General features: G+C 55.1%; 10 protein-coding genes and 1 pseudogene. 2 read left to right on the forward strand and 9 right to left on the reverse strand.

Translation table 11 applies throughout. The features are described from left to right. Positions 1-3: 3 nt before the first annotated feature. Positions 4-1425 carry a BCD family MFS transporter gene (locus HNI00_RS08300; protein ID WP_316792390.1) on the reverse strand — a complete coding sequence of 474 codons (1422 nt, stop codon included), beginning with the start codon at positions 1423-1425 and terminating at the stop codon, positions 4-6. A 34-nt stretch (positions 1426-1459) separates the two neighbouring features. Continuing rightward, positions 1460-1927, reverse strand: a complete 468-nt coding sequence (locus tag HNI00_RS08305; protein WP_297075959.1) for an Lrp/AsnC family transcriptional regulator — start codon at positions 1925-1927, stop codon at positions 1460-1462. A 149-nt stretch (positions 1928-2076) separates the two neighbouring features. Between HNI00_RS08305 and HNI00_RS08310 the strand changes: the two genes are divergently transcribed. Beyond that, entirely contained in the window at positions 2077-2466 is a 390-nt protein-coding gene (locus HNI00_RS08310) for a hypothetical protein (RefSeq protein ID WP_316792392.1), read from the forward strand. 19 nt (positions 2467-2485) lie between these two features. On the opposite strand, the gene thiL is transcribed toward HNI00_RS08310, so the two are convergent. Then, positions 2486-3556 (reverse strand): thiamine-phosphate kinase, encoded by a 1071-nt coding sequence (gene thiL, locus HNI00_RS08315; protein ID WP_316792393.1) that lies wholly within the window; start codon positions 3554-3556, stop codon positions 2486-2488. Between the two features lie 27 nt (positions 3557-3583). Between thiL and obgE the strand changes: the two genes are divergently transcribed. Beyond that, a complete protein-coding gene (obgE, locus tag HNI00_RS08320) occupies positions 3584-4594 on the forward strand; it encodes a GTPase ObgE (protein WP_316792395.1) in 1011 nt (336 codons plus the stop codon). A 66-nt stretch (positions 4595-4660) separates the two neighbouring features. Here the strand turns inward: obgE and HNI00_RS22285 are convergent. The 6 genes and pseudogenes from HNI00_RS22285 to HNI00_RS08350 all read right to left on the reverse strand — a co-directional run. Then, positions 4661-5138 (reverse strand): annotated as a pseudogene (locus HNI00_RS22285) (transposase); the annotation flags it as partial. An 83-nt stretch (positions 5139-5221) separates the two neighbouring features. Further along, on the reverse strand, positions 5222-6178 hold the full coding sequence (locus HNI00_RS08330; RefSeq protein ID WP_316792399.1) for a DNA cytosine methyltransferase: 957 nt from the start codon (positions 6176-6178) through the stop codon (positions 5222-5224). 28 nt (positions 6179-6206) lie between these two features. Beyond that, positions 6207-7307 (reverse strand): HindVP family restriction endonuclease, encoded by a 1101-nt coding sequence (locus HNI00_RS08335; protein WP_316792401.1) that lies wholly within the window; start codon positions 7305-7307, stop codon positions 6207-6209. A gap of 173 nt (positions 7308-7480) precedes the next feature. Beyond that, positions 7481-7945, reverse strand: coding sequence for an SsrA-binding protein SmpB (smpB, locus tag HNI00_RS08340; RefSeq protein WP_316792403.1), 465 nt, complete (start codon positions 7943-7945; stop codon positions 7481-7483). A gap of 34 nt (positions 7946-7979) precedes the next feature. Next, a complete protein-coding gene (locus tag HNI00_RS08345; RefSeq protein WP_172353862.1) occupies positions 7980-8246 on the reverse strand; it encodes a YciI family protein in 267 nt (88 codons plus the stop codon). A 191-nt stretch (positions 8247-8437) separates the two neighbouring features. After that, positions 8438-11986: a hypothetical protein gene (locus HNI00_RS08350; protein ID WP_316792406.1), complete on the reverse strand. Its 3549-nt coding sequence runs from the start codon at positions 11984-11986 to the stop codon at positions 8438-8440. Positions 11987-12181: the final 195 nt, after the last annotated feature.

Here is a 12181-nt window from a genome sequence, read left to right on the forward strand (position 1 = left end):
AGCCTAATCCAGCTCTTGCTGAAGCACAGCGGCGATCGCCTCCTTGGCTTTGAGCTGAAACTCCTGCACGTTCACCCGATCCAGCAGGCGCACGGCAAATAGCATTCCCAAAATGGGCAGCGCAAACACAAAACTGTAGGCCAGCACAGGCGACCCAAACAGCACCCGCCCCGCATCCAGCGCCGCACCGCCCAGCACCGCTGCCACCGCCCGCGACATGGCCTGCGCCAGCCCCCACGCGCCGACGAACGTACCCGCCGTTTCTGCCGCAGTCAAATCCAGCATCAGGCTAATTGCGCCGTTGGTCGTCACGCCGGAGGCCAGCCCAAAAATCAGCATCGCCAGGTTCAGCATCCGAGGATTGGCCGAAAAGCCCGCCAGGATGATCAGCACAAAGCTGGCGGCGACAGCATAGCAGCCCAGTTTTGCGGTGCGGTGCTTGCCAATGCGCGGCACGATCAGAAAGCCCGTCGTGGCAATGCCGATCAGCGTGCCCAGTCCCCAAAAGGCGTTGAGCCGGGTAGATTCGGCAATGGACATGCCAAACACCTCGCCGCCATAGGGTTCCAGCACCGACTCCTGCAAAAACAGGCTGAGGGTCATCATCATCAAAAAGCTGAAGAATAGCCCCGTCTGGCGGCTAGCGGTTAGCACCTTGAGCGATCGCCCCAGGGTAATGCTGTCTTCCCGGTCGGCAATCATCGAGCGCGATCGATAGCGCGAAAAGGTCTTTTCAACGCCCCAGGTGGCGATTAGCGTCAGCCCAAACACGATCGCTGGAATGATCAGAAAGATCCGGTTAATCGAAGCCCGCACCAGGTCCAAGGGTGCGTCCGAGTCGATCTGTCGCAGCAGCCCGCTAGAGGCGATCGCCCCCACAATAATCCCCACCATCAGCATCGACCAGACAATGCCCACCAGCTTCGGGCGGTTGTCTTCATCCGACACATCCACCAGCAGCGCCGTAAAGGGCGTAGAACTGGCGCTAATGGCCAGCCCATACAGCGCAAACACCAGCGCCAGCAGCGCAATCCACGCATAGGTCGCAAAGCCCCAGCCCGCTGCCTGGATGCTGTCGTTTAGCCGCCACACCACCTGCACCGCCAGAAACGAAGCCGTGGTAAACAGCGCCGCCCCCAGCCAGACATAGCCCGTGCGGTGGCTCTGGCCCAGCGGTTTGGAATCGGACAGTTGCCCAAACCACACCCGCGATGGCGCGACAAACTGGTTCATGGCGATGGTCGCCGCTACGATGGTTGCGGGCAGGGCCAGTTCTTTGATCATGACGCGGTTCAGCACGCCCAGCGTCAGCAGCGACATAATGCCCAGGCCCATCTGAAACAGACCCAGCCGAAACATGGTGGGTAGCCCCAGCTTGACCGTCGGTTGAGCCACTGCCGAGCTTATAAACTCTCCTTTAGCCATGAATGTGTCCTAGCAAGTTCATTAAGTAAAAGAGTCAGGGATGGCGGGGACCGTGATCGATGGTGCGGCGGGTGACGGGGGACGAGAGGACGATGAGCGTGGTCACCTGGCTATTGGTAAATCGGTCAATCAGGGATTCTAGATGGGCCACGGAGGCCACGGCGACCTTAGCAATGTAATCGTCGCTGCCCGTGACGCGGTGGCACTCCAGCACTTCGGGCATGGCCTGGAGGCGATCGCTCAGGCGGGCAAACTCGCCCGGAAACGACTCGATTCGCATAAACGCGATGATGCTATAGCCCAGTTTAGACAAATCCAGTTCGACGCGATAGCCCGTAATGATGCCCAACTCTTCCATGCGGCGGATGCGATCGACCACCGCCGGAGCCGACAGCCCAACGCGCCGCCCCAGTTCGCTGTAGGACAGCCGCGCATCGTCTTGGAGCGATCGCAGCAGCGCCCAGCTTGTGTCATCCAGGAGCTTTTCTGTTTCTAAGCTCATAGGGCAAAAACTGCTTTGTTTTTAAATTTATTAAGCGGTTCCACCTTTGGTTCAGGCTGTGCATTCCTAAATCTACCTTCTATTCTAGATATAGAAGGTATTCCACGGATGGATATTCCTAATTTGAGTTCAGTTTGGAGGTTGAACTTATGAAATCGATCAATCTCTTTACGCCGATTGCTCATGGCTTTGAGATTCTGTTCCGTGGGAAAACTCAGTCCGTGTCATCGCAACGCACGATGCAGCCATCCGATGACCTCGCTACTCAACTCACGTTGAGTCTGAAGCAGCTTGAACAGTTCAAAGCAGCCGCGACGACTCAGTTTACTCCCACGGCGGATTCCGCTCAGCGCCAGCGCAATACATGGCAGGGATTTGTTCGTTGGTTGACCCAAGCGCCAGAACTGCGCGTCTGGCAGACCCGATATGCCAGCGGGCAGGTAGACTGGCACGCCTATGACCCAGAGCGCGATCGCCACTTTTCGACCGATTCTGAAGACGAAATGCGGCGCTGGATCGAGGCACGCTACGCAGGATAGAGAGAGCAGGGGCTGACCCCTAATCTCCAAAATGCTGAAACCCCTGGTCGAGACGGAGAGACTCATCGGGGGTTTCGCCCGTTTCGTCTCGCAAGATCACATCGTGGCCGGGAACAATGTCGCCGACAATGGCGGAACCCGGCAACTGAGCCTGGAGCGCCTGGGCGATCGCCCCCGGCAGGCACATCACCAGTTCAAAGTCTTCTCCGCCATACAGCGCCCAGGCGATCGCCTGCGGTTCTCCCACCCAGTCCACCAGCCCCACGGGGAGCGGAATCTGGCGGCGATGCAGCACCGCGCCCACGCCGCTGGCCCGGCAGATTTGCAGCACCGCGTCGGCGAGTCCATCGCTGCTGTCCATCGCGGTGAACGGGGCGGTTGAGGGGTTGAAGTGCTTTTTCCCGTCAGTCTCCCCCTCTCCTGCTGCCCCGCAGGCCCGCAACAGCGGCATCACGTCTAGCCGGGGCAGAGGACGCTGATGGGCGCGGATCAGGGCAGCGCGATCGCCCTCGGTGAGGCCCTCGCCTTGCTCAGGATGAATCAACAACTCCAGCCCAGCGCGAGAGGCTCCGTGGGGGCCCGTGACCCAAATTGCGTCGCCCGGTCGGGCCGTAGCGCGGCGCAGGACATGGCCGGGGTCTACTTCGCCAAAGGCGGCGATCGCCACGGTAAACACGGGCGATCGGCAGAGATCCCCGCCGACAATCGGCGTGTTGAATTGGCTTAGGCAGTCGGTCATGCCTTGATAAAGCTGCTCGATCCAGGCTACAGGCAGGTCACCGGGCAGCCCCAGCCCCACGGTAATGCCCAGCGGCGCAGCGCCCATTGCCGCCAGATCCGACAGGTTCGCCGCTACGGCCCGCCAGCCCGCATCCGCAGGCGACGTGGTGACTATCTCCGGCGAGGCCAGCCCAACGCTGAAGTGAACGCCATCTACCAGCAGATCTTCGGTGACGACGAGCGATCGCCCCGGCGAAACCGTCAGCAGGGCCGCGTCGTCGCCAATCACCCCCACCGGGCAAAAGGTCTGGATGCGGCGGAGCAGGCCCTGTTCGCCGAGGTGTTTGACTTGCAAGGATTCGGATACCATCAGAAAAGCGGATTGGCAAGAGTGGGAATGCAATTTATCGATCAGGCGGAAGTCGAAGTTGAGGCCGGAAAAGGCGGCGATGGGCTGGTAGCCTTTCACCGGGAGAAATACGTGCCTGCGGGCGGGCCGTCGGGCGGCAACGGCGGGCACGGTGGCTCGGTGATTTTGGAGGCAGCGACGGATTTGCAGACGCTGCTCGACTTTCGCTATGCCCGCAAGTTTAAGGCAGAAGACGGGCAGCGCGGCGGCCCGAAGAATATGACCGGGGCTTCGGGGAGCGATCGCCTGATTCGCGTCCCCTGCGGCACGATGGTTTACGATGCCGAAACCGGCGAACAGCTTGGCGATTTGGTGCAGCCCGGCCAGCGGCTTGTCGTCGCCAAGGGTGGCAAGGGCGGGCTGGGCAACAAGCATTTTCTCAATAACTTTAACCGCGCCCCAGAGAAGGCCCTGCCGGGGCTTCCGGGTGAACAGCGCCTCATTCGCCTAGAGCTAAAGCTGCTGGCAGAGGTGGGCATTATTGGTCTGCCCAATGCGGGCAAGTCTACGCTGATTTCGGCGCTGTCGGCGGCGCGACCCAAAATTGCCGACTATCCCTTCACAACCCTGGTGCCCAACCTGGGGGTCGTCCGCAAACCCACGGGCGACGGCACAGTGTTTGCCGACATTCCAGGGCTGATCGAGGGGGCACACTTGGGCACGGGGCTGGGGCACGACTTTTTGCGACACATCGAGCGGACGCGCGTGCTGCTGCACCTAATTGACGCGACACAAGACGACCCGATCGCCGCTTACCAGGTGATTCAGGACGAACTGGAAGCCTATGGCCGCGGCCTGCCCGATCGCCCCCAAATTTTGGCGCTGAACAAGGTGGAGGCGCTGGGGGGTGAGCGGGAACGGGTGGAGGCGATCGCCACTGAACTGCACCGCCTTAGCGGACTGCCCGTGTTCCAGATTTCTGCGGTGGCCCAAGTGGGTCTGGAGGCGCTGCTTCAGGAAGTCTGGCGCGTGCTGGATGGTGTAGAGGTGGAAGTTTGATCTGGCGGACTATGACAGTTAGTAAAGATTACAGTTAGTAAAGAAGGTCAAGAATGTTCACGTACTTAACCTCGGCCCTTTTTGTCCCGCTTGTGCGGCGATCCAGTAGCGTGTGTCTCGTTCGATGGAGTGGATTGTCCATCCCTCGCACTCACTGGGGGGAAGGTTCTCGCCCACGCGAGTGTAGACCTTATCTCCTTCCACTGTGAGTTCTGCTGTCTCTGGCGCAGTCGGTGACCATTGGCTAAGCTGGTTGACTAAGCGCTCCTCCCACCGCAGGATCGTGGAGTGAGATTTGCCAAAAGACCGCCCAGTTGCTCGCACCCCCATCCCTTCAGTGCGGACATTCATTGCCAGCGTCACAATCACTGTACAGTATTCAAGAAATTGAGGAGGTTCGCAGTCGCGCCATCGGGGTGCCTGTGCGGTCGTTGAATTGCTTGCGGCAGGCTTTGCATACCTATTTCTGCACAACAGCACCGTCTTGCAGGGTGACCTTGCCGTTTTTGACGACCTGCTGACTCCCACATTTTGGGCAGTGCATCGGCTCCCATCCACTCGATGCATCCATTTTACACATCACTTCTCAGCAGACCAGTGCCCACACTTTTACTTCATAAGTTTGCCTTAATAGCTGGATGCCTTTTCAAACAGCTTTAATTGAATTGGGGGTAAGGAATAAGTGCTGCTAGAAGATTCCCCGATATATTCAAGAATGCAGCGAGCGACATATTCACCAAGCTTAACGGGAACAGCATTGCCAATCATCTGTTCCAGATCTGACTTATTACCTTTGAACTTGAAAACACTAGGAAAAGTTTGAATATAGCTTCGTTCAATTGTAGTCAAAGGTCGCAAGCTCTCATTAATTACAGAAGCATCCCCCTGATGCTTTTTATATGTTTTAGGAATCGGACGATTCACGCCTCGTATTGTTGGGCTAGGCTCATAAATGCTAAAAATTGCTCTTCGCTTGTAGCTTCTGGGGTGTCTGTAGAAATACTCTATTCCTAAGCTATCACCCAAATATTCAAAAACGGTCATCGGCTTTTTCGATTGATTCCTAATTAGATACGGCTCTAAAAAACCATCTTCACTATCAAGATGACCAATTAAAAAATATCTCTTTCTAGACTGTGGAACCCCACAATAACAGGCATTTAGGACTGAGGCAGTCAAGCCATATCCCTGCCCTCTAAAAACCTCCAAAGCCGCTCTTAAAACATGACTTTTTGCAATTCGCTCAACATTTTCCATGACAAACCAGCGCGGCTTAACCTGTGAAATGATGTTCGCAAAACTTAGAGTCAAGTTTGCTCTACCAAGACTTTCATCCCTTTTACCTGCGCTCGAAAAATCTTGACATGGAGGCCCGCCAATAATAACTTCCGGATTCAGAGCAGCCACTTCCAAGTAAGCTTCTTTTTCTGAAAGATCTCTGTTAAATACTGGATGCTGGAAATTATCTTTGTAAACTTCGATTGCCGGAATCCAGGAATCAAAAGCAGCAACTATATCAAACCCAGCATTTTGAAACCCAAGCGATAATCCTCCACAGCCACAGAATAAGTCCACTGTTCTCATCAAAACAAAGAATCACAATCTTTTAGGTCTAATAATTAAACAGGTCAGGAGAATTATAGATGATAGCATCAAACCGCCTTTCTGGACTCAGCAAATTTTGACCTCCACCTAAAATGATTCTTTTGATTTCACCTTTTTGAATTCTTGGTCGTCTTAGTTCCTCAGATCTCATATACGCATGAGTGACTCTGCCATTAACCGCAAAGGCTTTATCATTCCTGGTGTTGTACGATAACGAATCGATAATTCTTCTATGGTTGAATGAGCCATGAATACTAAAGTCATACATCATCTTAAACAACCAAACAATCGTTCTGGTATGTCTTGCAATGGATCGTATGCGATTAAATGCGTTTAGCTCCAGCTTTGCCAAGTCTACAAACAACCTAGTGAAAGCAAGATTACTCCAGACAAAAACATCCAGACAATTTTCCGAAAGCTTTGGTGATTTTCCCTCAGTCTTCCACACAGGTTGAATCAACAAAGGTTTTTGACGTTCTAACATCAAAAGAGCCATCGAGTCTATAACATTAATCATCTGTGGAATATAAGGCATTATAAAATCTGGCTCTGTCCAATCAGAAACGGCTGAAAAATTCTCGTCTATAAGATTTCTAATGTAAGACGGGTGTTGTCTGAAAAATTCTGCGAAGCTACAAGCTAAATAAACTATAGTATCTGGTCTAACAACGATTTCACAGCCGTAACGATCCTCTGAAAGGTCGCAAGTTGTGTGATCGGGTAAGGCCGTTAACTTGATCTCAATTGCCTGTAAACAAGTCCCTGTGTTTCTAGCTTGTGTAACTAGGTCAACTCCAGGAAGCGTCCCAATTAAATATTGTTGATACGGCGTAAATTGAGATTCAAATGCATAAAAGAGATTGTCTGACTGCGGATCAATTCCATAAAGAGTATCTGTACTGATGCTTGAGTGTTCAACTCTTAAGCTTGAGTTAAGCTTGATATATATGTTTTCTAAATTGCGGCTATATAGATATGAGCAAAGAGACGCAGGCAGAGAAGAATTAAAACAGTTCTTTCCCCAAGCTTCCTTTTGAGTAAAATCTCGATTTGAGTATTTCAGCCCAAACAATCCTGGTTGTTGATTTGCCGTATTTTCTAGAAACACAGTCTTGCTCAAGTACGGTTGGCTATGTCCACTGACTATTTCACCTATTTTGCATGGTGTGAAAGAGCTTGGACTGGTTCAGACGTACCATAAGACTTGATAAGGGCAACCATGTAACCTATCTAAGTGATAAAACCTGCGTGGTATCCGATCAGCAAAATAAAGCGGACTAACTACCGCTTCATTGCCCGCTGCATCTCTCGCTTGGCCTGCTTCTGCTTCAGGTCTTCGCGCTTATCGTGCAGCTTTTTGCCGCGTGCCAGCGCCAGGGAAATTTTGACCCAGCCGCGCTTGAGGTACATTTTCAGCGGCACCAGAGTCAGACCCTGCTGTTCGACTTTGCCGATCAGCTTGCGAATTTCCTGGCGGTGCATCAGCAGCTTGCGGGTGCGGCGGGGGTCGTGGTTGAAATATTGGCTGGCGGTGTCATGGGGTGAAATGTGGACATTGTGCAGCCACACTTCGCCGTTGCGGATGAGGGCGAAGCCGTCGCGCAGGTTGGCCTTGCCCGCCCGCACAGACTTGACCTCTGTGCCGACCAACTCGATGCCAGCCTCGAAGGTTTCCAGAATGTCGTATTCAAACCGAGCTTGTCGGTTTTCTGCTACCACTTTGTAGCCGTCGCCGTTGTCTGCCATGCGCTCTCGCTCAAAATTACCCAACGCCTTGCTGTTACTCGACCACGATTTTCCACTCGTGTAGCTCGTAGCTGACGCAGCCATTTTGCACTAGTGGGTCCTGCGCCACGATCGCCCTGGCTTCTTCCATCGAGTCTGCCTGAAACAGCAGCATTCCCCCGCCCCGCTCGGCCCAGTACCCGGTTTTAGCCTGATGCCCTTTGGCAATCAGGTCACGGACAAACTGCTTGTGGGCTGGCACAGATTGATCAAACGTTGCCTTGTCCACAAGCCCTTTTTCGATCTTGACGAACCAGGGCATAGTGAAGCTGCAAAGAAACAGAGGGGACAGGACGGCGGGAGACGGAATAAAGCGCGATCGCCCTATGGAGCAACCGTTTCGCCCAGCGTTGGCTCAGGGACTTGCTGCTCCACGCCCGAATGTCGGCCAAATGAATCGCCCGAACCTCCAGGATATCGCGATCGCCCACTGTCTGGGGTTATGCGCTGGGCTTAAGAAAACGTAGAGAAGGGCGATCGCCCAGGGTTCACATCCTGCGACTGGGGCGACACCTCTACTGCGGGTGCGGGGGGCGGCTCTGGCTGCGTCAATTCTGTCCAGAGCGATCGCCCAATCAGCGCCAAGATCCATGCCAGCAGCGCCAGCAGCACCCCATACAGCAGATTGGTGGCGCGTCCGCCAGACGCTTCAGTCTGTTCCCCGGCCTCCGACTCATCGACTGCGGCCGGGGCTGGCGGATGGGGAGCGCTCGCGGGGTAGGCAAAGGTATCCTCTGGCGGGGGCGGCGCAGGCGGAATGCCGTAGTTCCAGCCTTCCTCAGCAGAACTGAGCGGCGAAACGGGCGGATTTGCAGAGGCAGCGACCTCGCTAGCCAGCCAATCCAATTCCTCGCGGTCGAGTTCTGGCGACTGGGGCACAGTGCCAAACGAAGTTCCCGGATAGGTGCTGGGATCTAGCAGGATGGTCGCTTCATCGTCGTCCTCCAGACCAAACGTGGTTTCGGGCAGCAGGTCTGGCTCGTTCTGCCAATCGGCTGCGGGTGCATCCAGGTCGAACTCGTCTGGCCCATCCAGCCCAAAGTCATCTCCGCCAGCCGCTTCTGCTTCAGAGGGCTGAAACTCTTCACTCCCCAAGCTTTCCAGCCCCAGCCCCAGGTTATCCATCTCGAAGCCACCGGACTCATCCAGGTCATCAACTAGCAGTTCTGACGGCAGCGTTTCTTCGCCAGAAGGCATCAGTTCCGTGGGAGCCGTTTCGTCTTCGAGGGTGAACTCGTTGGCTGGGGCACTGTCGTAGATGTTGTCAAAGGCAATCTCATCAAACTCAACGCCAGAAAGGGGTACGTCGAGAAAGTCAGGCGCATCTGGCTCATCGTCCCGAATTTCAGACGAGGGAATCTCGGTGGGCAGTTGCGAGAGGGGGATGTCTGAGGTTTCCTCAAAGGTTTCCTCAAACAAATCGGTATCCAGCAGGCTGGCCGAGCCACCGGCAGGGTCGAGATCATCCACACTGTCCACAGTGTCCAAGTTATCTAGGCTATCCAGGTTGTCCAAATTCTCCAGATCAAAGCCAACATCACCCGCAGCAGCAGGCGGAGAGGATTCTGGGGCAATGCTATCTGCTGCCGACTCGAAGTACAGGTCTTGGGCTTCTAGCTCTAGATCCTGCGCCAGTTCGAGAGACTCTGGGGCGATCGCCCTGGCCCCCTCACCCTCCAACAGGCCCACCCCAGCAGCATCCAGCAGAGAGCCATTCAGCGTGACATCAATGGCAAATTCGGGCGGTAGCTCACTCAGCCAGGGCGCAGAATCTCCCGCAGGTGCAAAAATCGGCGCAGCAGGAGACTCTGCAAAATCCGCCGGGAAGGGCGCAGGAGCAGACTCGCGCCCAAAGGTTTCGTCAAATCCGCTGGGTTCCGCCATCGGCAGAGCAGTCTCCCAGTCGCCACTGGTCAATTCGTCGGTAGCAAACTCGCTGTTGGCAAACTCGCTGTTGGCAAACTCGCTGTTGGCAAACTCACTGTCCAACTCTAGTGCGTCTGGTTCTGCCGCTGCCTCGAACGTGGGTTCCGCAGGCTCCGCCGGGTTGGCAGTAAAGTCCGACAAGTCTTCCCCGGTCAAATTGCCAAACTCCAGATCGGCATCCCAATCATCACCGCCTTCGGTCGTCACGGGTGGCAGTTGGATGTCGTCCAGATCTAGATCAAGGGACATTTCTTCGGCAACGTAGGGCGGTGGAGTTGGGGCTGGCTCGTCAAAGTCCGTAGAACTGCCCCCTTCGTCAAACGAGGATTCTGGTAGCAGGTCGTCAAACTGAGCTTCGGTTTCAAATCCAGCGGCGATCGCCCCCAAATCCTCCTCCTGCCAACTGTTCGTGGCTGGCTCGCCCGTCGCCTCCAGTCCTGCAAAATCCCCTTCCAGATCACCAGAATCACCAGACACAGAGGATTCGCTAAATAGCTCTGAACCGCTCGTGTCAAAGTCAAAATCAGCATCGCTCAGCGAAGCATCGTCAAAGTTCGGGTTGCCGAATTCTGTGCCGAATTCTGTGCTGCCAAATTCTGTGCTGCCAAACTCGGTATTGCCGAATTCCGCACTGCCCAGTCCCATATCACCAAACCCTGCATCCTCCGGGGTTGATGGGGCTGAGTCCCCAAAGTCTAGGTCTTCCAGACCCGACAATGGCTCACTGGCGCTTGACGGGGTGCTGAGTTCGTCAAAGTCCGTCAGCGGGAAATCGACCGGTTCGGGAGTCAGGTCGAAACTGCTGTCCGATGTCGAACTGGATGGCTCCAGATCGGGCAAGCCAAGGTCAAACTCGTCCGCGTTACTCAATGGTTCCATCGATGGCTCCATCGAAAAATCGGATGAGAAATCGGACGATAAATCGGCAGATAGGTCAAACTCGTCTGGTTCCAGCCCCATGCCAGGACGGGATTCTCCAGTCACTGCATCGGTTCCCAAAAACTCGTCGCCCATCTGCGCCAGGTCCCCTTCGAGAGAACCAAGATCGCTGAGCATGTCATCGGGCCCGTCGAGCGACCAATCTTGTGTCGATTCCAATGCATTGAGATCCGAGAGCCGCGCATCGCTTGACGGTTCGTGCATTCCTGCGTCGGCGGGTGTGCTAGTTTCAAAGGCGCTGTCAAAAGAACCCGTGCCCTGGTCAAATTCTGAAAAATCGCTGCCCAGATCTGGAGCAGGCAAGCTGCCTTCTAGTCCGTCCAGATCTTCCAGTCCGTCCAGTCCGTCCGGTCCGCTTAGTCCCAGATCGTCGTCTAGCCCCGCGCCAAGGTCGGTTTCTAAGGCATTATCTAGGTCATCAAAGGAGCCTAGCCCCAGATCATCAGACTGCAAATCTGCCATCGGGTCAGGTTCTAGACCCGCGCCCAAATCCAGATCCGCCAGCAGATCGTCGCCCAGATCGCCTGACAAGTCGCCTGAGCTTGTGTCGTCGGGGGCGATCGCCTCCAGCGAAAAATCCCCCGAAAAATCGTCGTCCAGAGCAGGCAAATCGCTCGATGCGAACTCATCCTCAAAATCCAGCGAGGGGGGGTTCAACGACAAGCCCTCTGGCTCGAAGGTGTGATCCGGCGGTGGCGCAGTCAGTTCTGAAAGAATATCGCCGACGGGGTTTGGGGCGGGCGCAATGTCGTCTAGCCCGTCGAGGGATATGCCTGCGTCGTAGGGCGGGACAGTAGGCTCTGATGGCTCTAAATTACCCAGCCCTAAATCGCCCAAATCGGTGACCTCGATTTGTAAGTCCTGCGTCCAGGCGGGTTCGGCCATACCAAACTGCTGCCCGGCAATCTTGACCAACTGGATTGAGGACACACCCAGGTTGCTGATGCCGTTCTGCACAAACGCAGTAAGCACCTGGCGATTGGGCACCTGCTCTGCTTGCAGCGTGACATACAGGCAGGTTCCCTGACGATCGACCGAGGCGGTCATGCCGCGCGGCTGCAGGGAGCGATTCATGAGCGTGGCGATCGCCTGTGGGTCACCTTGCTTCGCGAGTTCAAGCAGGTTCGTTTGTGCCATATCTCATCCAGGTTGATCCGTCGCGTGATAACTTTTGCTCTACGATACTTGGAGATAGCCCAGCCGGATCGATTTTTTTACTGAACCCACTCTAGCCCACAGCCTAAAATTGCTGCCTGCGATACCGTTTGGTGTCCTGGCTACCAGTAGTTCTCTTAAGAAGTTCAAGGAATCTTAATTAATCGTTATACATGC

This window comes from Thermoleptolyngbya oregonensis NK1-22 (assembly GCF_032705245.1).
Classification (GTDB): domain Bacteria; phylum Cyanobacteriota; class Cyanobacteriia; order Elainellales; family Elainellaceae; genus Thermoleptolyngbya; species Thermoleptolyngbya sichuanensis.